Source organism: Peribacillus sp. SRI_006, assembly GCF_057586375.1.
Window position 1 is genome coordinate 159851 of sequence record NZ_JBYCZT010000001.1, and the last position, 25214, is coordinate 185064.

At 44.6% G+C, this 25214-nt stretch carries 21 protein-coding genes, 1 pseudogene and 1 other annotated feature (1 of these 23 cut by a window edge); of the genes and pseudogenes, 18 read left to right on the forward strand and 4 right to left on the reverse strand.

The annotated features are described in order from the left end of the window. Positions 1-263 precede the first annotated feature (263 nt). Entirely contained in the window at positions 264-1109 is an 846-nt protein-coding gene (gene ypfJ / locus AC2YHV_RS00755) for a KPN_02809 family neutral zinc metallopeptidase (RefSeq protein WP_487372392.1), read from the reverse strand. Positions 1110-1446: 337 nt separating this feature from the next. On the opposite strand from ypfJ, the pseudogene safA reads away from it, so the two are divergent. The 10 genes and pseudogenes from safA to yajC form a co-directional block, all read left to right on the forward strand. After that, positions 1447-1591 (forward strand): annotated as a pseudogene (gene safA, locus AC2YHV_RS00760) (SafA/ExsA family spore coat assembly protein); the annotation flags it as partial. A 2409-nt stretch (positions 1592-4000) separates the two neighbouring features. Further along, positions 4001-4948 (forward strand): phosphotransferase, encoded by a 948-nt coding sequence (locus AC2YHV_RS00765; protein ID WP_170956534.1) that lies wholly within the window; start codon positions 4001-4003, stop codon positions 4946-4948. A 102-nt stretch (positions 4949-5050) separates the two neighbouring features. Beyond that, entirely contained in the window at positions 5051-5650 is a 600-nt protein-coding gene (locus AC2YHV_RS00770) for a YhcN/YlaJ family sporulation lipoprotein (RefSeq protein ID WP_487372393.1), read from the forward strand. A gap of 100 nt (positions 5651-5750) precedes the next feature. Next, the gene (locus AC2YHV_RS00775; RefSeq protein WP_419775894.1) at positions 5751-6260 is read left to right on the forward strand and encodes a BofC C-terminal domain-containing protein; all 510 of its coding nucleotides are present in this window, start codon (positions 5751-5753) and stop codon (positions 6258-6260) included. Between the two features lie 332 nt (positions 6261-6592). Next, a complete protein-coding gene (ruvA, locus tag AC2YHV_RS00780) occupies positions 6593-7207 on the forward strand; it encodes a Holliday junction branch migration protein RuvA (RefSeq protein ID WP_057276624.1) in 615 nt (204 codons plus the stop codon). 11 nt (positions 7208-7218) lie between these two features. Next, positions 7219-8217, forward strand: a complete 999-nt coding sequence (ruvB, locus tag AC2YHV_RS00785) for a Holliday junction branch migration DNA helicase RuvB (RefSeq protein WP_034308811.1) — start codon at positions 7219-7221, stop codon at positions 8215-8217. Next, positions 8214-8420 carry a DUF2905 domain-containing protein gene (locus AC2YHV_RS00790; RefSeq protein ID WP_034308809.1) on the forward strand — a complete coding sequence of 69 codons (207 nt, stop codon included), beginning with the start codon at positions 8214-8216 and terminating at the stop codon, positions 8418-8420. Before ruvB ends, AC2YHV_RS00790 begins: the two co-directional genes overlap by 4 nt. Positions 8421-8458: 38 nt before the next feature. Next, positions 8459-9487: a tRNA preQ1(34) S-adenosylmethionine ribosyltransferase-isomerase QueA gene (queA, locus tag AC2YHV_RS00795; RefSeq protein ID WP_057276623.1), complete on the forward strand. Its 1029-nt coding sequence runs from the start codon at positions 8459-8461 to the stop codon at positions 9485-9487. Positions 9488-9523: 36 nt separating this feature from the next. Further along, positions 9524-10663 (forward strand): tRNA guanosine(34) transglycosylase Tgt, encoded by a 1140-nt coding sequence (gene tgt / locus AC2YHV_RS00800; protein ID WP_034308807.1) that lies wholly within the window; start codon positions 9524-9526, stop codon positions 10661-10663. 43 nt (positions 10664-10706) lie between these two features. Beyond that, entirely contained in the window at positions 10707-10991 is a 285-nt protein-coding gene (gene yajC, locus AC2YHV_RS00805) for a preprotein translocase subunit YajC (RefSeq protein ID WP_057276622.1), read from the forward strand. A gap of 47 nt (positions 10992-11038) precedes the next feature. Here yajC and AC2YHV_RS00810 read toward each other — a convergent pair whose 3' ends face one another. Next, positions 11039-11410, reverse strand: coding sequence for a TIGR04086 family membrane protein (locus tag AC2YHV_RS00810; protein ID WP_170946870.1), 372 nt, complete (start codon positions 11408-11410; stop codon positions 11039-11041). A gap of 193 nt (positions 11411-11603) precedes the next feature. Between AC2YHV_RS00810 and AC2YHV_RS00815 the strand changes: the two genes are divergently transcribed. Then, positions 11604-12260, forward strand: coding sequence for a DUF421 domain-containing protein (locus tag AC2YHV_RS00815; protein ID WP_487372394.1), 657 nt, complete (start codon positions 11604-11606; stop codon positions 12258-12260). A 29-nt stretch (positions 12261-12289) separates the two neighbouring features. Here the strand turns inward: AC2YHV_RS00815 and spoVB are convergent, their stop codons facing one another. After that, positions 12290-13852: a stage V sporulation protein B gene (gene spoVB, locus AC2YHV_RS00820; protein ID WP_487372395.1), complete on the reverse strand. Its 1563-nt coding sequence runs from the start codon at positions 13850-13852 to the stop codon at positions 12290-12292. A gap of 170 nt (positions 13853-14022) precedes the next feature. On the opposite strand from spoVB, the gene AC2YHV_RS00825 reads away from it, so the two are divergent. The 6 genes from AC2YHV_RS00825 (at position 14023) to dtd (ending at position 22785) form a co-directional block, all read left to right on the forward strand. Further along, the gene (locus tag AC2YHV_RS00825; RefSeq protein WP_034308797.1) at positions 14023-14328 is read left to right on the forward strand and encodes a post-transcriptional regulator; all 306 of its coding nucleotides are present in this window, start codon (positions 14023-14025) and stop codon (positions 14326-14328) included. 195 nt (positions 14329-14523) lie between these two features. Continuing rightward, complete coding sequence (gene secDF / locus AC2YHV_RS00830; RefSeq protein ID WP_487372396.1) at positions 14524-16785, forward strand: protein translocase subunit SecDF; 2262 nt, start codon at positions 14524-14526, stop codon at positions 16783-16785. A 145-nt stretch (positions 16786-16930) separates the two neighbouring features. After that, the gene (recJ, locus tag AC2YHV_RS00835) at positions 16931-19306 is read left to right on the forward strand and encodes a single-stranded-DNA-specific exonuclease RecJ (protein WP_369315750.1); all 2376 of its coding nucleotides are present in this window, start codon (positions 16931-16933) and stop codon (positions 19304-19306) included. Beyond that, the gene (locus tag AC2YHV_RS00840; RefSeq protein WP_034308789.1) at positions 19297-19809 is read left to right on the forward strand and encodes an adenine phosphoribosyltransferase; all 513 of its coding nucleotides are present in this window, start codon (positions 19297-19299) and stop codon (positions 19807-19809) included. Before recJ ends, AC2YHV_RS00840 begins: the two co-directional genes overlap by 10 nt. A gap of 318 nt (positions 19810-20127) precedes the next feature. Next, positions 20128-22326, forward strand: coding sequence for a RelA/SpoT family protein (locus AC2YHV_RS00845; protein WP_034308787.1), 2199 nt, complete (start codon positions 20128-20130; stop codon positions 22324-22326). Positions 22327-22341: 15 nt separating this feature from the next. Then, positions 22342-22785: a D-aminoacyl-tRNA deacylase gene (gene dtd, locus AC2YHV_RS00850; protein ID WP_487372397.1), complete on the forward strand. Its 444-nt coding sequence runs from the start codon at positions 22342-22344 to the stop codon at positions 22783-22785. Positions 22786-22850: 65 nt separating this feature from the next. Here dtd and AC2YHV_RS00855 read toward each other — a convergent pair whose 3' ends face one another. Beyond that, positions 22851-24620: an N-acetylmuramoyl-L-alanine amidase family protein gene (locus AC2YHV_RS00855; RefSeq protein ID WP_487372398.1), complete on the reverse strand. Its 1770-nt coding sequence runs from the start codon at positions 24618-24620 to the stop codon at positions 22851-22853. A 129-nt stretch (positions 24621-24749) separates the two neighbouring features. On the opposite strand from AC2YHV_RS00855, the gene AC2YHV_RS00860 reads away from it, so the two are divergent. Beyond that, entirely contained in the window at positions 24750-24923 is a 174-nt protein-coding gene (locus AC2YHV_RS00860; protein WP_034308777.1) for a hypothetical protein, read from the forward strand. A gap of 79 nt (positions 24924-25002) precedes the next feature. After that, positions 25003-25214 (forward strand) — a binding site (T-box leader) (it continues 25 nt past the right edge of the window).

Below are 25214 nucleotides of genomic sequence, written 5' to 3' on the forward strand. Positions count from 1 at the left end.
CAAGACCGAGTAATCCACATGTATTGTTACTGTTTTAACTGAAACTCACAGGTTTGCGACACTCCTGCCGAATAACTGGCTAGCCGAGACACTTGCGTCGAGGAGGCTTGGCAGACAGTCGGCGGAAAGGGAGCGGATTTCTGAAATCGAATATAATTTTCACCATAAAAAAGTAGACAAACTCGCTTTTCTTCGAATTTGTCTTCAGTCTAAAAAGGGGGATAAACTCCCCCTTTTTTCATGTTTTGAAACAAGTAGAACTTTTAAAGGCTATTCGCTTTAAAAGTATTGCCTTCATTCATATCACCGGATTTAAATCCTTTATTGAACCACCGTTTTCTCTGTTCGGATGTACCGTGCGTGAAGCTGTCTGGAACCACGTACCCCTGTGCCTTTTTTTGGATACGGTCATCTCCCACACCACTTGCTGCATTCAAGGCTTCCTCAAGATCGCCTTCTTCAAGCAAATTCTCTCCTTGGACATGATGTGCCCACACTCCAGCCAAATAATCGGCCTGTAATTCAAGACGGACAGAATACCTATTATATTCAGTCTCGCTGACCTTTGACCGATCGGGCATTTCCTTTTCCGTTGTCCCTAAAAGTGTCTGAACATGATGTCCGACCTCGTGGGCAATGACATAGGCCATGGCGAAATCCCCGGGTGCCTGGAATTCTTGCTTCAACTCTTGATAAAAGCTGAGATCAATATATAGTTTCATGTCACCAGGACAATAAAATGGCCCTACCGAAGAAGCTGCCATCCCGCATGCCGATTCGACACTGCCTGAATACATGACAAGGGTAGGTTCCCTATATTCCAGTCCATTTTTACGGAATTCTTTTGTCCAGACCTGTTCCGTTTCTGCAAGGACGACAGATACGAACTGCGCAAGCTCCTTCTCTTCATCCGTTTCTACATAAGAGCTGCCATTGTTCGGCTCAGTAGAATTCAAGCTGCCCAGCAAATCACTTGGATTACCGCCAAGGAGCGTCACGATCAAGACAATTACCAATCCGACCCCTCCGCCGATTCCTGCCATGCCTTTTCCGGTCATCCCTCTTTTGTCCTCGACATTCGAGCTGCCCTGTCTACCTTTCCATTTCATTATTATTCCCCCCAGGAATGTAAGATAAGTACCTGAAGACAAAGCCTTAGGCCATTTACTTTCTTATACCCGTATTTCCCTAAGTTTAGACAGAAGCTTGATTGAAGCATTTCAGAACATAACTAAAAAACCATTGCCTCCTGAATGCAATGGAATCTCCTTTTTTAAGATGTCATATCATTTATTTCTTCTCTAAAAAAATAGCTTCCATGTCCCTAAATCATTGAACCAATCATAAAAGTCATTTTTCACGCATAAGTTTTCATGATAAAAATAATAGCATTTCACCCACTGCTTCATAGAATATATGGACATATGCACAGGAGGGGTTAACAGCGTGAAAATTCATATAGTCCAAAAAGGCGATACACTTTGGAAACTCGCCAAAAAATACGGCGTCAGTTTTGAAGAACTTAAAAAAGTTAACGCGCAATTGAGCAACCCGGACATGATGATGCCCGGTATGAAAATTAAAATTCCAGGGACATCCGGAGCTGTAATAAAAGAAACGGGTAAACCAAACGTGAATATTCAGCCGGGAATGAAAGAATCCCAAATTCAACCGTATCATGCTCAGCCAGCACCTATGAAAGAGCAGCAAATCATGCAAAAACCGGCTGTAAAAGAACAGCCGAAATTTCAACAGCCCGTAAAAGAGCAGCCAAAATTTCAACAACCGGTAAAAGAACAGCCGAAATTTCAACAACCGGTGAAAGAACAGCCAAAATTTCAACAGCCCGTTAAAGAGCAACCGAAATTTCAACAGCCTGTTAAAGAGCAACCAATCGTTCAAAAACCAAAAAAAGAGCAGCAAATCATTCAGCCAAAGCCTATCATTAAAGAAAAGCAAAAAGTCGTTCCAAAAGAAATGCCGGTGCCTATGCCGGTAATTCCGGAGATCGATGTCAATAATTATTATATGGTCAACATGACTAATATGAGTGTGCAAAAGCCTCCTGCACCACCGCCTTTACCAAAGAAAAAAGAAGAGCCTGTAGTCACTAAAAAGAAGAAGAAAAAGCCAGCTGTACAGTCAGCTCAGGATGAGTCGGTGGATGATTGTATTCCAGTAACGCCAATCTTGCCTGGAAGCGGCTATTGCATTCAACCGCCACCGTGGGCGCATATGCAAATGCAAGGCATGCAAGCCCCATACCAAGGCGTTCAAGGGTATCAGGGGGCTCCGGAAATGCATGGTTATCAAATGATGGAAGAGAGCTCTGATATTTGGGGAGAATCTCCTGACATGGAAATGATGGATCATGGATTTGTCCAAGGGGCGAGCATGAATGCACCAAGCCAGCAATATTATCCATATCAAGCCTCCGCACCGGTTCCGCACCATTATTATGGAGGAATGAATCAACAACCTCAAGCGGGTTCATATATGCAACAAGATTATGAGTCACCAGGCGAATCATCTTCCTACAATCAAAACTTCCCTCAGTTTTCACAGACTGCCGGTGAGGAAGAGGAAGATTGCGGCTGTAATAAGGGGCTACTTGGAACTTATGGCCCGGATGTGAAGGGACAGTATCAAGGGAACCAAGGGATGGATGCCAATGCACATCACCATCCGGATTATAACCAATATCAATCCGTTCAATCACAGCAACAGGCCCCATACCCAGGGATGTCACCTAACGAGTCTCAGATGGGAATGGATATGCAATATCAATTTGATGATGAGTCAGTAGAATCAGATGGATTCATGATGATGGGCGGCCAAAATGGAGGTCAGCCACAAGGCATGATGATGGGCAGCCAAAACGGAGGTCAGCCACAAGGCATGATGATGGGCGGCCAAAACGGAGGTCAGCCCGACATGATGATGGGCGGCCAAAACGGAGGCCAGCCGGACATGATGATGGGCGGCCAAAACGGAGGTCAGCCACAAGACATGATGATGGGCGGCCAAAACGGAGGCCAGCCAGGCATGATGATGGGCGGCCAAAACGGAGGCCAGCCGGACATGTTGATGGGCGGCCAAAACGGAGGTCAGCCACAAGGCATGATGATGGGCGGCCAAAACGGAGGTCAGCCGGACATGTTGATGGGCGGCCAAAACGGAGGTCAGCCACCAGGCATGATGATGGGCGGCCAAAACGGAGGTCAGCCAGGCATGATGATGGGCGGCCAAAACGGAGGCCAGCCACAAGGCATGATGATGGGCGGCCAAAACGGAGGCCAGCCACCAGGCATGATGATGGGCGGCCAAAATGGAGGTCAGCCACCAGGCATGATGATGGGCGGCCAAAATGGAGGTCAGCCACCGGGCATGATGATGGGCGGCCAAAACGGAGGCCAGCCACCAGGCATGATGATGGGCGGCCAAAACGGAGGTCAGCCACCAGGCATGATGATGGGCGGCCAAAACGGAGGTCAGCCACCAGGTATGATGATGGGCGGCCAAAACGGAGGCCAGCCACAAGGCATGATGATGGGCGGCCAAAACGGAGGTCAGCCACAAGGCATGATGATGGGCGGCCAAAACGGAGGTCAGCCACCAGGTATGATGATGGGCGGTCAAAACGGAGGCCAGCCCGGCATTAAGGAGATGCAAATAGGAGGTCCTCCAGGGATGATGGGCGGTCAAAACGGAGGTCAGCCGGACATGATGATGGGCGGTCAAAACGGAGGCCAGCCACCAGGCATGATGATGGGCGGCCAAAATGGAGGTCAGCCACTAGGTATGATGATGGGTGGTCAAAACGGAGGTCAACCAGGAATGATGCCGGGACAATTTGGCGGTCAGCCGGACATGATGCGCGGACAGCTTGGGGGGCAACCTGAAGCTATGTTACCTGGACAAATGGGAGGCCAGCCAGGCCAATTCGGGGGCGTGCGTGCACCTGAAACATTTGGGATACCGACATATGTAGATGAAAGCGATGACTACTAATCATCAAGGAGACAGTGTTTTTAACACTCGTCTCCTCTCTTATTTAAATCGTAAGCCAAAGAATGTCCACCATATCCAAAGCAGTGTCTATTTAATAACTTTTGAAAAAGGTCATTCAATGATCCTTAAAGGGTTTGACAGTTTTGAAAAATGGGATCGACAAAGAGAATTGACTTCTTTATTAAAACAAAAGGGATTTCATCAAACGTATTATATTCATCAGAATTTAATGCCCTTTCAATTTAAAGGGAAGTGGTATGGCAGTATGGACTATTTTCCGCCGAACAAGAAAAAATTCAGGTTTTCCAATGATAAGGACCGCTTAGAAGGCATTCAGTTACTGGAAAGCTTCCATGATGTGTCGGAAAATCTCTCCATTAACGCGCCTGTGTTCAATCAATCAAAAAAGTGGAAAGAACGCTTATCACTATTTAAAAAGAACTTTTCTTATGTTCGCCAATATGTTTCCGAAGATATTATCAAGGAATGGATTAGATGGGGGGAATGGTCGCTCGAGGGGTTTGATAAATATCAGTCTTTATGGGATAAGGAAAAGAAAGTCATCATTCATGGTGATTGTGCCCACCATAATTTCTTACGGAGAGCTGACGGCACTTTGACTTTAATCGATTTTGACTTAATGGCAAATGCCCCGAGGTGCATTGATTATTTACAGTACGCAAATCGAATTTCGCCACATCTGGAAGATGCGGCCAACGAGCTGTGGGAAGTGCCGCAATTGCAAAGGTATCAGTCAGACCTGGCCTTTTTATATGCTTTAACTTACCCTACCGATATCTTCCGTGAATGGAATCGTCTTAATAAAAGTTCTTCCCAGCTTCATTCGGTCTGGAAAATGACAGTGGAAGGTTTTTCGGAGCGGATGGAGATGAATGAAAAATTGGCGAAAAGGATTTCTTCCCTTAATAGGAATTAAAACGGGTTTTTGGCCGTATCTTACAGAGTACATTTCCCATTCGACACCCATGCTAATTATGAGCGGAATATAGCTCATTCTATTGCAATGGGAGGGTTATTGGTGCAGAAAATAAAATGGGCACAGCCGCTTTATACGGTATTGGCCGCCGTCAGTTTGGTTGGATGTGCTAATAATGATACAGCGGAAAATGAAAATATCACGAATGATACAGGGTACCATGAAAAAGATGCATTGGTGCGAAACATCAATTATGAGAATATGGCGCATGGTTTATACAATAAAGATGATGCGTACAGTAAGAGTGACCGTAACTACCATGGACATGAAAGTAAGCCGCTAAAGGCAAAATCATCTTATTATAATTCTTATGAAGGCTCTTTAGCCGACAGAGTAAATGGTGTCGCCAATAAAGTGGAGCCGGTTAGCGATGCCAGGACAATCATCATGCAAGATGAAATGCTGGTAGCCTTGCGGCTGGATGACTACAGCCAAGCAAATGATGTTAAACAAAGAATCAAGAAGGAGATCGGACCGCTTACCAATGGCCGTACCCTATATGTAACCACCGATGAAGGTGTCTATTTCAGGACGATGACACTTGATAACAATCTTCGGGATGGAGATACGAGGGAAATGGTCATTTTGGATGCCAATGACATGTTCGATAATCTTAACATCCACGAAAATCACTTAAAATAATTTGTGGGCTGACCCGACTTGGAGTCAGCTCTTTTTGATTTTTTTCTGGTTAATAATCCTTATTTAGGTCAAACTACATAAAAAGTAAACGCCTTAAGAGGTGAGTATATTGTTTAATCAACTTAGAATCCAATTTATCATGGCACTTTTCATATTGCCATTTTGCTTAACCGTTTTTGCGGAAGAAACCGTTCAAAAGGAAAATGATCCAATTGAAAGGAAGGTCATTCTTCAGCGTATGTATTTGGATGGCGAGTTAAGTGAAGAGAAATTGACAGAAACAATTTGGTCGATGGAGGACTTTTGGGCAAAATATGAAGGATGGCAAGTAGTCGATCAAAATGAAGAGCAGATTGTCATGAAGAAAATTGAGAATGACATATCTCCGCTGTTAAAAGCGAATGGTTACCTTGGGATGAGGGAAGATGGTACATTATCCATTTTTATCGGCAGGCCTGAGCACGCCAAGATCATTCATACATTCTACCAAATAGACGTTGGTAAACTTGAAGCATACAAGCAGGAGGAACTGCAAAAAGGGATTCCGATCATGAATAAAGACCAATATAAACAGCTCATTAAAGAATATGAGCCATATTCGGTAAACTAGGGTGGGATGATATCCCACCCTTCAGACTGTAGACTGACTCGATAATGATGGAGAGTTGTCTACAGTTTTTTTGGTGTTTACCATTACCGTTGATTTCCACTGCGGGCACTCGCTTTCCGCGGGCGGTCCACCCTTTGTGTTTTTGCGCCTGCCGGGTCTCCCTTGGACGCTAGTCTTGCACGCCTGTTTCAATCAACTTTGTTTTAAACAGTGAGGTGACACCCGGAATTCCTCGTGAATAGACTTTGCCGATTATGAAATAACTTTTAATGAACAACACCCCCTTTTTATGATAAAATAAGAGGTACAGCAAAATCAGGGAGAGAATTAATTTGTATGATTATATAAAAGGCAAGGTCGATTATATTGGACCTGAATACATAGTTGTGGAAAATGGGGGGATCGGATATCAAGTGATGACGCCGAATCCTTTTATTTTTTCCGCTCAATACCAGAAAGAAATCCAAGTTTTCCTGTATCATTATGTTCGTGAGGATATGGTGGCATTATACGGATTTCAGACTCGTCAAGAAAAGGCGTTATTCACAAAATTATTGAATGTAACCGGAATCGGGCCGAAGGGTGCCCTAGCCATATTGGCATCAGGCCAGGTTGATCAGGTGGTACAGGCGATCGAAAATGAAGATGAATCATTTTTGGTGAAATTCCCGGGAGTCGGAAAGAAAACGGCACGGCAAATGATTCTCGACTTAAAAGGGAAACTGGAGAACATTATACCTGATGCGTTTCCAAGCTTGTTTAACGAAGGCGTCACGGCTGCAATCAGTCCAAATGGTTATACGGAGGAATTGGATGAAGCCATTCTTGCATTGAAGGCTCTTGGTTATTCTGAAAAGGAAGTCCAAAAGGTAGCCAAGAAATTGCAGGCTGAAGATATGACGACCGAGCAATATATTAAGAAAGCATTGCAAATGATGTTAAGATAAGGAGTGGCGCAATGGAGGAGAGAATATTCAATCAGGAAGCCGATCTGAACGAACTGTCCTTTGAACAAAGCCTGCGGCCGCAAAACTTAAAGCAATATATCGGACAGGATAAAGTGAAAGCGAATTTGAGTGTATACATCGAGGCGGCAAGGATGCGTGAAGAAACGCTCGATCATGTACTTTTATATGGACCGCCTGGTCTTGGCAAGACGACGCTTGCCGTCATCATCGCCAACGAAATGGGTGTGAATATCCGCACGACTTCCGGTCCCGCCATTGAGCGGCCGGGAGATCTGGCGGCCATTTTGAGTGCACTTGAACCAGGTGATGTATTGTTCATTGATGAGATTCACCGTCTCCCTCGTGTCGTTGAGGAAGTGTTATATCCGGCTATGGAGGACTTCTGTCTGGATATTGTAGTCGGTAAGGGACCGGAAGCCCGTTCGATCCGGATCGACTTGCCGCCGTTCACCCTTGTGGGGGCCACGACACGGGCAGGCTCGCTGTCTGCACCGCTCAGGGACCGTTTTGGCGTATTGAGCCGTCTTGAATATTATACCGAAAACCATTTGACTGATATCATCATCCGTACAGCAAGAATCATGGATACGGAAATGGACGATCAAGCAGCGGCAGAGCTTGCAAGAAGGTCAAGGGGCACACCAAGAATAGCCAATCGGCTTTTACGGAGGGTCAGGGATTTCGCCCAGGTACGCGGTGATGGGACGATAACGGCGGAGCTTGCCGATTATGCGCTTGAATTAATGCAGGTCGACCGTTTAGGACTCGATCATATTGACCATAAATTACTTAAAGGGATCATTGAAAAATTCCGTGGCGGGCCCGTGGGCCTGGAAACGATTGCGGCAACGATTGGCGAAGAGGCACATACGATCGAAGATGTGTATGAACCATATCTGCTGCAAGTCGGTTTTCTTCAGCGTACCCCTAGAGGCCGGATGGCAACACAGCTTGTATATGAGCATTTCGGCATGGAGATGCCTGAATGATGAATATACCAAAGATGGTCATGATTCTGGGTGTGATTATTTTCGTGATTGGTTTTGCGATGAAATATATCCATCTCGGCAGGCTGCCGGGAGATATTTTTCTGAAAAAGGGGAATACGACTTTTTACTTTCCTATCGTTACATCAATCATCGTCAGTGTTGTGTTGTCCGCGATTTTTTATTTGATCGGCCGTTTTAAATAATGATTACAGCTTGATAGACACGTAAGGAAGTGGAACAGATGAAATTGGATATGTTTGATTTTCATTTACCGGAGGAACTGATTGCCCAAGTTCCTTTGGAGGATAGGGAAGCAAGTAGATTGATGGTACTGGACAAAGAAACCGGTAAGCTCCAGCATGATGTATTCAGCCATATCACGGAATATATCAAACCGGGAGATTGCCTGGTGTTGAATGATACAAAAGTGCTTCCGGCCCGACTATACGGCAGTAAAGAAGGGACAGGTGCAAAGATCGAAGTATTGCTGCTTAAGCAAGATCATGATGATGTCTGGGAAACGCTTGTGAAGCCGGCCAAGCGGATTAAGGAAGGCTCGACGATCGTTTTCGGCGATGGTAAGCTGAGTGCCGTCTGTACAGGTGTACTCGAGCATGGCGGCCGTATCCTTGAATTTAAATATGATGGCATATTTTATGAAATACTGGAGAAGCTGGGCGAAATGCCGTTACCTCCATACATCAAGGAACAACTCGATGATCAGGACCGCTATCAAACCGTTTATGCGCGGGAACGGGGATCTGCAGCTGCACCTACCGCTGGTCTGCATTTTACGGAGGATTTGCTTGAGAAACTTAAAGGGATGGGTGTCCACATCGCCTTCATCACGCTGCATGTCGGGCTTGGTACATTCCGTCCGGTAAGTGTCGACGATATTGACAGCCATGAAATGCATTCGGAATTTTATCAAATGACGGAAGGCACTGCCAGATTACTGAATGACGTGAAGGAAAAAGGCGGGAAAATCATTACGGTCGGCACTACGTCCACAAGGACATTGGAAACGATTGCGTCCCGTAATGATGGGGTTTTCAAGGAAGAGAATGGCTGGACGAGCATCTTCATTTATCCTGGTTATGAGTTCAAAGGGATCGATGCGATGATAACGAACTTCCATTTGCCTAAATCGACTTTAATCATGCTTATTTCTGCACTTGCAGGCAGGGAGCATGTCCTTCATGCCTATGAAACGGCTGTGGAAGAAAAATACAGGTTCTTTAGCTTTGGAGATGCAATGTTAATTAAGTAATATAAGAGTGAGAAGCTCTTGAAGGGAGTTATTGCGTTGACTGCAATACGATATGAGTTAATCAAAACATGTAAACAGACAGGGGCACGGCTAGGCCGGGTCCATACGCCGCATGGTTCTTTTGAAACACCGGCATTTATGCCGGTTGGAACGATGGCTACTGTCAAAACGATGTCCCCGGAAGATTTGAAACAAATGGGGGCAGGCATCATCCTGAGCAATACGTACCACCTATGGCTGCGTCCAGGGCATGAAATCATCAAGGAAGCTGGCGGATTGCATAAGTTCATGAACTGGGATCGGGCAATTTTGACCGACTCAGGCGGCTTTCAAGTCTTCAGTTTAAGCGAGTTCCGCAAAATTGAAGAAGAGGGTGTGCATTTCAGGAACCATCTGAATGGCGATAAATTATTTTTATCTCCGGAAAAAGCGATGGAAATACAAAATGCGCTTGGCTCCGATATCATGATGGCATTTGATGAATGTCCGCCATTTCCGGCGACTGAAGAGTATATGAAGAAGTCGGTTGAACGGACATCGCGCTGGGCGGAACGCTGTTTGAATGCACATGAGCGTCCAAATGACCAAGGGCTGTTCGGGATCGTTCAAGGCGGGGAGTTTGAAAATCTTCGCAAACAAAGTGCAAAAGACCTTGTCTCCCTTGACTTCCCGGGTTATGCTATTGGAGGACTATCCGTAGGGGAACCGAAGGATATCATGAACCGCGTCCTTGAGTTTACAACTCCGCTGCTGCCATCTGACAAACCGCGCTATCTTATGGGGGTCGGTTCACCGGACTCATTGATCGATGGTGCACTCCGCGGTGTTGATATGTTTGACTGTGTACTGCCGACGCGAATCGCGCGTAATGGTACGCTCATGACGAGCAATGGGCGGCTGGTTGTGAAAAATGCGAAGTATGCACGCGATTTCGGTCCAATCGATGAAAATTGCGATTGCCATGTTTGCAAGAATTATAGCCGGGCATATATCCGCCACTTGATTAAATGTGAAGAAACCTTTGGAATTCGCCTTACGACTTACCATAATCTTCATTTTCTGTTAAACTTGATGGAACAGGTCAGACAAGCTATTCGAGAAGATCGTCTTGGAGACTTTAGGGAAGAGTTTTTTGAGCAGTATGGTTTCAATGAACCAAATGCGAGAAACTTCTAATTCCATAAATATTTTAATGAACGAAAGGAGTGAATATACTTAAATGGGTTCTTTAACACAAATACTTCCGTTGATTTTAATGTTCGTATTGTTCTATTTCTTATTGATCCGTCCGCAGCAAAAACGCCAAAAGGCTACGCAAAGCATGCAAAGCAGTTTGAAAAAAGGTGATAAAGTTGCTACTATCGGCGGCATGCACGGAACAATCGACGCAATCGATGAAAAGCAAATCGTCATTAAATCACCAGACGGCACAAAACTGACTTTTGACCGTGCAGCAATCCGTGAAATTACGGAAAGCGCACCGAATAAGGAAGTATCCGTATAAGACAAACGAAAACCGGGCCATGTGCCCGGTTTTTTTTTGCTGTTTTTTTAATCGGTGCGGGAGTCGGAACTCATGTTGACCCCAAGAACGCCACCCATCATGGCTGTAATCACAAAACAGCCATAGTATATCCATTGCTTGATGGTGAAAAGGGCATCGTGACCTAAATATTGAAATAGGAACACGACCAACAGATAAAGCAGCCCAGTGCTCCCGCCCAAGAATAATCCTTGCTTTTTCCCTTTGCCTCCTGATATGAATCCACCAATGAACAGCGATAAAAAGGACACGATCATGACCACGTATGTCAGGGATGATTCCGTCAGTGAAGTAAAACGAAGAAGGATGGAAACGATTAAACTAGCAATCATCGCTATGGCAAAGATGGAGCCTACGCCATAAATTACGGCGACACTCATTTTTTTAGTTTCGATGGGTATTCCTCCTTTTTAAAAGGCTGATACGTATAGCCTGTTTATGTGTTTGTACAAGCATATTCCCGATATCGAACCTTTAGACCAGGTTTAAGACGCTTCCCGTAAAATTAGAAAAGATTATGGTGTAATTTTTCAGTTCCCAAGCCATGCTATGGATGAAGGAAGTGTTGTTGAATTGGATATCTATCTAGGGGTTATTTTTCGAACGGCGGTAATCTATCTGGTCATCTGGTTCCTTTTTCGAATGATGGGTAAGCGGGAAGTTGGCGAACTGAGCGTTCTTGATTTAGTTGTATCCATCATGATAGGGGACATTGCTGTGCTATCCTTTGAAGATTTGGAAAAACCGTTTATCCGACAGACTATCCCGATGTTTGTTCTCGCGTTCCTCCAAATCACATTGGCATTTGCCTCATTGAAAAGTGTCAAATTACGCAATCTCATGGACGGTAAGCCGCAAATCATCATTAATCAGGGGAAAATAGATGAAAAAGCGATGCGCAGACAACGATATAATTTTGATGACTTATTGACCCAGCTTCGTGAACAAGGAATTATTGATATAAACGAAGTGCAATTTGCCATCCTTGAAACTTCAGGAAAGCTCTCGGTGATTAAAAAAAGCGTCGAAGAAGGGTCGGAAAGTCAGGTACCATTCCCGCTGATTGTCGACGGAGAGATACAGGAAGACAATCTAGATAAAATTGGGAAAAACCATGTTTGGCTTTTGAATCAGTTAAAAGAACATGGAGAAACGAAGGTTAAAGAGATTTCGATTTGCGGGTACATAGATGGCCAAATTTACATCGATAAAAATGAAACGAAGAAATGAACCGAAGCCTTTGAATGCTTCGGTTCATTTTATTTCCAAGCCAATTTTGACAAAAAGCTCCCCACTACAGGAATCCTGATCAGATCGGCCTTTTTTATGCTGCCGGTCATGAGCAGGAAAAATGTGAACAGCAGGATAACGACGGTTACGGAAAGCAAAAGCCGTATCCCGATAGGCTGTGAGGAGAGCGGGAATTGATAAAGATAATAACCGCCCCATCCTGAAATTAAAGCAAGGACCAGGGCTGACATATAGCTTCGGAAATGAAGCGTGAAAGGGACGACCTTCAGCACGGTTGAAAAATGCAGGAAAGTAACGAGCATCGTACCGACAGCTATCCCGATTGCGGCTCCCATGATCCCGAAACTTTCCTTTGAAGCCAGAAGCCAGATCACACCGATTTTAAGGATGTTCCCAGCCAGGCTGTTGAACATTGCAGCCTTTGCAAGGTCCAGTGCTTGCAGCATGGATTGCAGCGGATATTGAAAGTAATAAAGGATGAAAAAAGGTGCCAGGAATTTAATGAAAACGGCAGCATGCGAAGATCCATACATGACTTGCAAGATCGGTTCGGCAAAGATGAACAGAATGACGATAGCTAAACAGCCTGTGATGAAGGTGATTTTCAGGGCTTGTTGAAGCCTGTGTTCAACGAGTAAAAAGTTTCCGGTCGTACGGGCTTCGCTCACTGCCGGGACAAGTGCCGTCGCCAATGATGATGTAACGAAGGAAGGAAGCATGAGTAAAGGCAGAGCATATCCAGTCAACTCCCCGTATTGGCTGGTGGCTGCGGCCGCGGTGACTCCGGCAAGTGCCAAACTCTGGGCGACCACTATCGGTTCGAAAAACCACGATACCGATCCAATCATCCTGCTTCCGGTTGTAGGAAGGGCAATCCCCATCAATTCGGTGAACGTTCCTTTTCCGGATTTGACATTATTGAAGAAACCCTTTCTGAACTTAAAATGTTTCTTTATTTTAAAGCTGGTCAATAAGTAAATGAGAGAGACGAGCTCACCGATTATCGATGCAAGCATTGCCCCGGCTGCCGCATATTCGATTCCATATGGCAAAAAGGCCTTGGTCAGGACGGCTATGAAAGTGATTCTGGCCACCTGTTCGATAACTTGTGAGAAAGCGAAGGGCTTCATATTTTGCTTGCCTTGGAAATAACCGCGCAGTACGGATGAAATGGCAATGATCGGTACGATTGGGGCAATCGCCATGAGCGGCAATAACGTCCGATCGTCCGTGAATAGGTATTCTGATAGAACCGGTGCGAAAAGCAGCATCGCAGGAGTGAAAATCATCGATAGAGTAAAGGTGCAGGCCAAAGAGACGACAAGGATTTTCTTGATTTTCCGTTCATCACCCCTAGCATTGGCTTCGGCCACGTATTTCGAAATGGCGATTGGCAGGCCCAACTGGGTTATGTTCACGACGAGAAAGAGTGTCGGTAAAGCCATCATATATAAACCAACGCCTTCTTCGCCGATGAAGCGGGCGATGACAATACGGTTAATGAAACCAAGAACCCTTGTAATCAGGCTTGCGATTAATAAAATCAGCGTCCCTTTTAAAAATTTGGACATTGAACTCCCTCCCTGCCTTCTCAAAAAAGCGGTTATGCTATACAATTATCTATATGCTTGTACTTGGACAAAGCATGACAAAAGTGTTTGTTTGCGTTCTAACAAATGATAAGAAACCCTTCTAAGAAACTGCGCATTCATTTGAGAATCATTTTACTGGAGGCAAAATGATGGCAAAAAAGAATCATCCCTATCAAAGGTATTATTTAAAGGTGCGTCCATTTTTGAAGAGTAAGCGTGAGGAATTCCAAATGGTCGGATTGAATGCTGTAACAGAAGAAGACATATGGGGAACCTTAACCAAAAATAAATGGAAGCGCCCGCAGGAAAACATTCACCTTCATGAACTTGTCGCAGATATCGTGACATTTTCGAGCAACCAGTTCATGACCTTCCAAATGGTCGAAGCTTATAAATCACCAAACCTATTCGAGCCGCTTTCCGAAGAGGAACTGAAGGAGCTTTTGAAAGAATAACGCAAAGATATACTTAAATTGACAGCTGTTTGTATATGACTCATAATAGATATGGTTATGCTTTTTTGGAAAAAGTATGGAAAGCTGTGTCTTTTTTCTCAAGAAGCATAGGGTATGCAGTTATCATTAAAACAACAAATGACGATTTTATTAACTTCAGGAACAGGCGTATTATAGAAAGGGGCCTACTACATAATGGTAAAAAGAAGCAGGATCGTTGCGTTTTTTCTAATCGCACTTTTGATTTTCGCAGCGATGGGTACGACTTCAAAAGGAATCCTAAAGGATATCAAGCTGGGTCTTGATCTTCAAGGCGGGTTTGAAGTGTTATATGAAGTAAAACCGCTGTCAGGGGAAAAGATAACCCCGGACGTTTTACGGGCTACAGTAAGCTCACTTGAGCGGCGTGTCAATGTGTTGGGTGTTAGCGAGCCTAACATACAAATAGAAGGGAAAGACCGGATCCGCGTACAATTGGCTGGAGTCAAAGACCAAAACAACGCTCGGGAAATCCTTTCTACACAAGCTAAATTATCCTTCCGTGACTACAACGATAAGGAAATGATGACCGGTGCCGACCTTAAAGAAGGCGGCGCGAAGCAAACGTTCCAAGATAATAAACCGGTTGTCGAAGTCACGCTGAAAGACGTAAATAAATTTAAGGACATCACTCAAAAAATATCCTCGATGCCAAGTCCGACTAATGTACTTGCAATCTGGTTGGATTTTGAGGAAGGAAAAGATTCCATTAAGGATACAGCCTCACAGGACAATATGATATCCGCTCCGGCTGTCAGTGAAGTTTTCAATACGAATAAGGTGTATATTACCGGTCAATTCAAGTTGGAAGAAGCGAAAGAGCTTGCAGCCCTGCTGAATGCAGGTGCCCTGCCGGTTGATTTGAAAGAAAAGTATTCGACTTCTGTAGGTGCCCAGTTTGGTGCAGGTGCACTGCATGATACTATTTTTGCAGGAATTATCGGAATTGCACTTGTTTTCATCTTCATGCTTGTGTATTACCGCTTCCCGGGATTCATTGCAGTCGTCACTTTAAGCATATACCTTTTCTTGACGCTTTTAGTGTTTGATTGGATGAATGCGGTCCTTACGCTGCCTGGTATTGCAGCATTGGTACTCGGGGTCGGGATGGCCGTCGACGCCAATATCATAACCTATGAGCGAATCAGAGATGAAATGAAACTTGGCAGGTCGGTTAAAGCGGCTTATAAAGAAGGTACCAAGAATTCACTTGCTACAATCACGGATGCCAACTTAACGACCTTGCTGGCTGCGGCTGTTCTGTTCTATTATGGAACAAGCTCGGTTAAAGGGTTTGCCACCACTTTGATCATTTCGATTTTAATGAGTTTCATTACTGCCGTCTATGGTACACGCCTCTTCATGAGCCTGTGGGTGAATAGCGGGTTCCTGGACAAACGTGCATCGTGGTTTGGCGTGAAGAAGAAATACATTCACGATTTAAAAGAGAAAATGGATTTAATGTCATTGCCAACACGCTTTGATAAAATCGATTTCGTGAAACATCGGAAAGTTTTTTATGGCATTTCAATCGGTGTCACCATTATCGGGATCATTTTCCTGCTCGTCTTCAGATTGAATCTTGGGATTGATTTCACGAGCGGAACCCGAATCGAGATCGCTTCCAAAGACGTCTTGACGACTCAGCAAGTCAAAACCGAAATGCAAAAGGTCGGTATCGACGAGGATGATATCAAGGATGTCAGGCTCGCTGGACAAGACAATAAAAATGCTGTCGTTCGGACAGTCGGTGTCCTCGATAAGCAAGAGATTGCTGAATTGAAGGACCATTTCAAGAAGGATTACGGAGCAGAACCGAATGTCAGCACCGTATCACCGACAGTAGGAAAAGAGCTTGCGAAAAATGCCATGAAAGCTTTAGCGATTGCCTCAATCGGAATCATATTGTATGTATCGATACGATTTGAATGGCGGATGGCTGTACCAGCCGTGGTCGCGCTTATACATGATGCATTCTTCATCATCACGATTTTCAGCTTGCTCCGGCTCGAAGTGGATATCACCTTCATTGCTGCGGTTCTGACGATCGTCGGTTATTCGATCAATGATACGATCGTAACCTTTGACCGTATTCGTGAAAACCTGCGCTTCAGCCGTAAAATAAAAACCGTCGAAGAACTGGAGAACATTGTGAACATCAGTATCAGACAAACGCTCACGAGATCCATTAACACGGTTCTGACCGTTCTCATAACGGTCATAGCGTTGATGATCTTCGGCAGTGAAGCTATCCGTAACTTCTCCATTGCCCTGTTTATCGGTTTAATATGCGGCGTGTATTCATCGCTATTGATCGCTTCCCAATTCTGGCTTGATTTGAAAATCAGGGAATTGAAGAAGAAAGGTCCGCTGAATACCGCAAAAGAAAAGAAACAAAGTCTTGAAGGACAAGTTTAATAGGTGAGAGGGGGCTGGCATGATGCCAGCCTTCTTTTTGTTGAACTAGCTTATTGAATAGGGAATTACAGCCAATTATGAGTTTAAAATAAAATTGAAACTGGTATATTCGTTTTGTATAATGAGTAGGTTGAGGGGTGAATAAATGTTAAAGCCAAAAACCCGGTGGAACTTGCGAACTGCCGATGAAAACAAAGTTGCTGTACTAGCTGAAGAGCTTCATATCACACCTTTGGTTGCAGCCCTGCTTGTGAATCGAGGCCTGGATACGATTGAAAGTGCCCGATCGTTTTTATTTGTAAAAAATCAAACTTTTCATGACCCATTTTTATTGAAGGATATGGATAAAGCAGTATATAGAATAAAAGAAGCGATTCAAAATGGAGAAAAAATACGTATATTCGGTGATTATGATGCGGACGGCGTGACATCGACCACAGTGATGATGACCGCGCTGACGAGATTGGGGGCCGATGTTGATTTTTATATCCCGAATCGGTTTACAGAAGGATATGGTCCGAATCCGATGGCATTCCGCCTTGCAGCCGAGCAAGGTGTGAAGGTATTAATAACCGTCGATACCGGAATTTCCGCAGTTGCTGAAGCGAAGCTTGCCGCCGAGCTAGGCATGGATTATATTTTGACCGATCACCATGAACCTGGACCGCAGCTGCCTGAGGCATTGGCGATCATCCATCCTAAACTTGAGGACAGTACCTATCCATTTAAAGACCTTGCCGGGGTAGGGGTCGCATTTAAGCTTGCACACGCCTTGCTTGGGGAATTGCCTGAGGATTTGCTTGAAATAGCGGCAATCGGCACGATAGCGGATTTAGTGCCTTTACAAGGGGAAAACCGCGTCATTGCTGCGAAAGGCATCGAGCAGTTACGATTGACTCGCCGCCCGGGACTTGTTGCGTTAATGAAAGTGGCGAATGTTCAGCAGGAAGCATTGAATGAAGAATCGATCGGCTTTGCAATGGCACCGAGGATCAATGCTGTCGGCCGCCTTGGAGATGCCGATCCCGCTGTTGATTTATTGATGTCCGCAAGTCTCGAAGAAGCAATGGAACTTGCTAATGAAATCAATGATATCAATAAAGAGCGGCAGGAAATGGTTGCAGCAATGGCTGAGGAAGCGATTGCTGAAGTCGAGGAAAACTTCCCTCCGGAGTCCAATGGCGTGCTCATCATCGGCAGGGAAGGCTGGAATGCCGGAGTTGTGGGGATTGTGGCCTCTAAACTTGTTGAACGCTTTTACCGGCCGACGATTGTATTGAGCTATGATCGGGATAAGGGATTAGCTAAAGGCTCTGCTCGGAGCATCGTTGGTTTCGATCTTTTTCAAAGTCTTTCCCAATGCCGTGAAATGCTGCCTCATTTCGGAGGACATCCTATGGCAGCTGGAATGACGTTGAAAATAGAAGATGTTCAGGAGCTTAGGGACCGCATGAACTTGATTGCGAAGGAAGAACTGAACGAAGAGGACTTCACACCGATTACAAACTTGGACGGTGCTACGACTTTAGCTGAAGTTTCCATTCAAACGATTCAGGAAATGAGCTTGCTTGCACCATTTGGGGTTACGAATCCCAAGCCGAAGATTTTGATAGATTCCGTACAACTTTCAAGTGTCCGCAAAATTGGTGCCAACCAAAATCACTTGAAGGTTCAGCTGGAAGATGGTGAAAAACACAAACTTGACGGTGTGGGCTTCGGTCTCGGTCATTTTGTCGATGAAATAGCTCCGCACGCTGAAGTTTCGGTGATTGGAGAGCTCTCCATCAATGAGTGGAATAATATGAAAAAGCCCCAGATCTTTGTCCAGGATGTCTCGGTGGACCATTGGCAGTTATTCGATTACCGCGGCAAGGGACAAGCAGAGAAGTGGCTTGCCGACATTCCTGCACAAAACCGGAAGATCGTCATTTTCTCGGAAGATATTTATAGCAGATATCCATTTTTGCAAAACCATCCAGATCTCGTTCATATCGAGAATGAACTGGATGCTGAGCAACTCGACTGCTTCGAAGGGCATTTGGTACTCATGGACATGCCGCCGTCCAGGGAATATTTGAAACGGGCGGTTGCCAAAAAGAACCCTTCCCGTATCTACGCTCACCTTTCCCATGAACAGGACCATTTCTTAAGTACGATGCCGACAAGGGATCATTTTAAATGGTTTTATGCCTTCCTTGCCAAGAAGGGTCCGCTTGATGTGAAAAGATATGGTGATGACCTGGCCAAATATCGCGGCTGGTCAAGAGATACAGTGGATTTCATTTCTAAGGTGTTTTTTGAGCTTGATTTTGTTACAATAGAAAATGGGTTAATTATGCTCACAACCAATGCGAAAAAACGCGATCTCAGTGAATCTGAATCGTATACAAGAAAGAAAGAGCAATTTGAGCTTGAACAAGAGCTTGTTTATTCTTCCTATCAGCAATTATTCGATTGGTTCAATCATTATTTAGTTCATGAGGCAACAGACCTTGAGGAGGAAACAAAGCAATGGATTTAAAGCAATATGTAACAATTGTGCAAGACTGGCCAAAACCGGGTATCGTCTTTAAAGATATTACAACATTAATGGATAACGGCGCAGCTTATAAATACGCAACAGACCAAATCGTCGAGTATGCTCGCGATAAAAATATCGACTTGGTGGTCGGGCCGGAAGCACGCGGATTCATTATCGGATGTCCAGTCGCATACTCATTGGAAGTGGGCTTTGCGCCAGTGAGAAAAGAAGGAAAACTTCCACGTGAAACGATAAAAGTCGAATATGGTTTAGAATACGGCAAGGATGTATTGACAATCCATAAAGATGCCATTAAACCGGGACAGCGTGTCCTGATTACCGACGATTTGCTTGCTACCGGGGGAACAATCGAAGCAACGATCAAGTTGGTTGAACAGCTTGGCGGAATTGTAGCAGGGATTGCCTTCCTTATTGAATTGACTGACTTGGATGGAAAAGATAAATTAGACGGCTATGATGTCTTGACATTAATGAGCTTTTAATAAAGGAGAGCACTCTGACCAGGGTGCTCTCTTTCTGTTTTTCCCATTTTAGCTGGATTTTGTCGAATTTCCAGTGAAAAAATGCACTATTCTTAATAAAATACACGTTTAACTCTTTACATCCTTGCCTTTTTTTTCGATAATAGTAATAATAAAGAGTTTTTCTGCTAATAAGTTTATTTGCACTTTTATCCGTTTAAGCGGATTTATTTTTTTTCGCAAAAATTGTCACGTTTTGCAGAATAAAGGGAAGTGCTACCAATCATACTCAATCCGGATCATATCCGGTGGCAGTTAAAGTGGGGTTAAGGTGATTAAATGGCTAATGATCAAATATTGACTGCCGAGCAGGTTGTAGAACGGGCCAGCTTATATCTTCAGCCGGAAGAAGCTGAATTTATTCATAGAGCGTTTAAGTATGCAGAGTATGCTCACCGAGAACAATTCCGTAAATCGGGAGAGCCGTATATTATTCATCCGATTCAAGTGGCGGGCATTCTGGCTGATCTTGAAATGGACCCTGCAACCATTGCGGCAGGTTTTTTACATGATGTTGTTGAAGACACGGAGATCACTTTGAAGGATATTGAAGAAAACTTCAGTCCTGAAGTCGCCATGCTTGTGGATGGCGTGACCAAGTTAGGGAAAATCAAATACAAATCACAGCAGGAGCAACAGGCGGAAAACCATCGGAAAATGTTCGTGGCGATGGCCCAGGATATACGGGTCATCTTGATCAAGCTTGCGGACAGACTGCATAATATGCGGACATTGAAGCATCTGCCGCAGGAAAAGCAGAGAAGGATATCGAACGAGACGCTGGAAATCTTCGCACCGCTTGCCCATCGCCTCGGGATCAGCACGATTAAATGGGAACTGGAAGATACTGCACTAAGGTATTTGAATCCTCAGCAGTATTACCGAATCGTCAACCTGATGAAGAAAAAGCGTGCAGAACGTGAAAACTATCTGGAAGAAGTCATTGATGAAGTGCGTAAAAACGTTGAGGAAGTCAACATTAAGGCTGACCTATCCGGCAGGCCGAAACATATATACAGCATTTATCGCAAAATGGCTTTGCAGAATAAACAGTTCAGCGAAATTTATGACTTGCTTGCCGTTCGGATCGTCGTCAATAGCATAAAAGATTGCTATGCCGTTTTAGGGATCATCCATACATGCTGGAAACCGATGCCTGGCCGATTCAAAGACTATATCGCGATGCCGAAGCCGAATATGTATCAATCGCTCCATACGACGGTGATCGGACCGAAAGGCGATCCGCTGGAAGTGCAGATCCGTACTTCCGATATGCATCGCATTGCCGAGTTCGGGGTTGCTGCGCACTGGGCTTATAAAGAGGGAAAAGATGTCGGTGAACAGCCTTCACTGGAAGAAAAATTGACATGGTTCCGGGAAATTCTTGAATTCCAGGATGATGCGACTAATGCCGAGGAATTCATGGAATCCCTTAAAATAGATCTTTTTTCTGATATGGTATTCATTTTCACTCCAAAAGGCGATGTCATCGAACTGCCATCAGGATCCAACCCGATTGATTTCGCTTACCGGATTCATTCGGAAATAGGGAACAAAACGATTGGTGCCAAAGTGAACGGGAAAATGGTACCGCTGGATTATAAACTGAAAACTGGCGATATCATAGAAATCTTAACATCGAAGCATTCATATGGCCCAAGCCAGGATTGGCTTAAACTGACGCAAACATCTCAAGCGAAAAATAAGATCCGCCAATTTTTCAAGAAGCAGCGCCGGGAAGAAAATATCGAAAAAGGCAAAGAGCTTGTTGAAAAGGAAATCAAGGATATGGAGTTCGACCTGAAGGAAATCCTGGCTGCCGAGAATATCAGACGTGTTGCGGATAAATTCAACTTCCTGAATGAAGAGGATATGTATGCAGCAGTCGGATATAACGGAATAACAGCCCTTCAGGTAGCTAACCGCCTTACCGAAAAATGGCGTAAGCAGAAAATGGTCGAGCAAGAAGCGGATATTTCTGAAGCGGTAGCCGATCTGAAAACCTTCTCGAATACATCTAAAAAACGTGACTCGGGCGTACAAGTACCAGGGATTGATAACCTGCTTATCCGCTTATCACGCTGTTGCAACCCAGTACCAGGGGACGAAATCGTTGGTTATATAACCAAAGGCCGTGGAGTTTCAGTTCATAGGCAAGATTGCCCGAACCTGGATAGCGGGGATGCCGATCATCGCCTTGTACCGGTTGAATGGGAAAGTACGATTAACGAACGCAAGGAATACATCGTGGAAATTGAAATCAGCGGCTATGACCGTCGCGGCTTATTGAATGAAGTCCTTCAAGCCGTCAATGAAACCAAGACCAATATTTCAGCGGTCTCGGGTAAATCCGACAGGAATAAGGTGGCGACCATTCACATGTCGATTTATATTCATAACATTGCCCATTTGCAAAAGGTTGTCGACCGTATTAAACAAATTTCAGATGTTTATTCCGTTAGAAGGATCATGAACTAAGGAGTTTTTATTGTCATGCGTGTTGTTTTACAACGTTCCAAAGCGGCAAAAGTAGTTGTCGCAGACCAAATAATCGGACAAATCGACAGCGGTCTCGTCCTATTGGTTGGTGTCACCCATGGAGATACGATCGATGACGCCACCTATTTGGCCGAAAAGATTGTCAATCTAAGAATATTTGAAGATGAAAATGAAAAGATGAACCACTCACTATTGGATGTGGGAGGTTCGATTTTATCCGTTTCACAATTCACCTTATACGGCGATTGCCGTAAAGGCCGTCGACCGAACTTCATGGACGCCGCCCGTCCTGAAGAGGCGAATGAATTATATGAAGCATTTAACGAGGAACTCCGCAAAAAAGGCGTCCATACGGAAACAGGTCAATTTGGAGCCATGATGGATGTTCAGCTTACTAATGACGGTCCCGTCACATTAATACTCGAAAGCAAGAAATGACCTGCTGCGGCAGGTTTTTTTTGTAGAAAAGCCAGCTTCTTATACGAAGCTGGCTTTTCTGGTCCTTATTTAAAATACCGCGCCAAGCCATTATAGATGGCCGATGTGATTTTTTCTTGATACTCATTCGATGTTAATGTCAATTCTTCCACTGGATTACTCAAATAACCTAGTTCAATGAGTGTAGCTACCCGTTTATTTTCACGGGTTACATGATAATCCCCGTATCGTGATCCGCGATTGGGCACCTGCATGGTGGAACCGATTGAATTGGCCAGTGTCGCCGCCAACGCACGCTGGTAGTCATGATAGTAATATGTGGTTATCCCGCTGGTGATCTGGTCCTTGGTGCTATCATAATGGAGGCTGATGAAAGCATCCGCATTATGTATATGTGAAGTGCTGACCCGGGAAGGGAGTGGAACATAAGTATTTCCGCTCCTGGTCAGGATCACTTTTGCTCCTGCCGCCTGAAGTTTGTCCCGCAGTAATTCTGCCGTTCGAATCGTCAGGTTTTTCTCAAGTGTTCCACCGACCCCGATTGTACCGCTATCCCTGCCGCCATGTCCGGGATCGATCACAATCGTTTTATCCTTTAGGTATTTCTCAACGCCTGGTCGTTGGATCTGCTCGGCATTCCCTTCGATCGTCACGATCCATCCGGCCACATAAGCTGTTTTTCCGCCCTTTAGTTTAATGGAATACCAGTCGCCTTCCATACCTGATGCCGTGAATGTTTCACCTGCATTGACCTGCTCTACAATCTCCGAGTTGCCATCCGGCTCATTTCTAAGGATCGTACCATCATGAATGATGGTAATCTTGTTTCCTTTTACATCAACCTTTTTTTCCTTCGCCGTTTGCTCAACATTCTCTTTTTCCAGGTACCAACTCACTACCCAGCCCTTTTTTGAACCAGTGAGCTGGATCTGTGTCATATTTCCCTTTGTTTGGAGCACAGCGTAAGTCTCATCCTTGTTCACCGAACCGATGACCTTGCTTGAGAGCGAGGCTTCTTTCCTGACATTTAAACCCGCAGCGGTCACCCTTGCAGTGGCGCCTGCCGTATCATTTTTCATATCTTCTTTATCTTCGCCTATTTGTATGTAGGGTTCAGCTACCCAACCGCGGGTTCCTTGGAAATCAATTTCCGCCCATTCATTTTCAACCCTGTAGACGGTCACTGACGTATTTTTATTCAGCTTTCCGAGAGCGGCACTGCTTGTTGACGGTTCCGAACGGACATTAAGCCGGTCCACCAAAGTTACTCCGGTTTTTACGGATTGATTCGTTCCTTTTTCCCTAGTTGAATCTTTCTTCGCTGCTTTTTCTGATGCGGAGGGAAGCGTTATGTAGTCAGCAGAGACCCAGCCTTCGATATCCGCCGTTTTGACCTTTATCCAATTCTCATTCTTTTCAATGATGTCAACAAAAGTTCCTTTACTCAAGGACCCAACCGTTTGAAATGTAGTGCCGGGACCTGTTCGGACACGGACGGAGCTGCCTGATATCGTCCCTTGTCCGGATTCCTTTTTGACCTGATTGGTGTCAGCCCCTGTTTGTCTCTCCACTAACCAATTGGCAACCCAGCCCGTTTTGCCGGTGCCAATCCGGATTTCAATCCAGTCGCCATCTTCATTCAGAATGGGATACGATTCCCCTTTTGACAGTTTTTTTACGATAGGGAAACTGAGACCTGCACCTTCACGGACATTGACCACTTGGGTCGTCACGATATTTTCCCCATCATCTTTTCCAAAAGCGTGATGGACGGGGAAAATCGCTGAGAATATCAGCATCAGTGTCAGGCCGAATAAACCCGATTTCTTCTTCATAAGTTGTCTCTCCCTTTTAATGTCTATATGTATGTATTCTCGTTCAATAAAAATTTCCCTCTTTCCCTGTGCAAAAAACATTTTTTTTAGGAAAGAATAAAGCTTATATAACTCTAGGAGGGAAACCATATGAAATTCAGCGAAAAAGATCAAACGAGCTTAAGCGGGGGCAATCAAGTACTGGGTGTCGATTTTCACGATTTCATTCAAAAGGAACAAAGCGCAAACCTTGTTGAATTGGCATCCGAATTCGGGGTCAATGTCCGGACGATCAAAAATTTGAAAAAACGTTTGAACCAGTAAAAAGCGATAAATATCCTCAGTCTGCCTTGACATTTGATGTTAACGTCCGTATGATTATAAAATATCAGACTTATTACTGCAATAACCAATGATGGAGAAGAGTAATTAAGAAACACATGAAAAGAGAGGAAATGCCGAGGCTGAAAGCATTCCACATGATGACTTAATGAAAGAACCCTCCGTAGGCTTCACTCCGAACGGATTTACTTAATAGGAGATGGACGTAAAACAGGCGTTAACTGTTTTTGAGCGGAGGCACTTTTTTTGTGCTTCAACTAGGGTGGCACCACG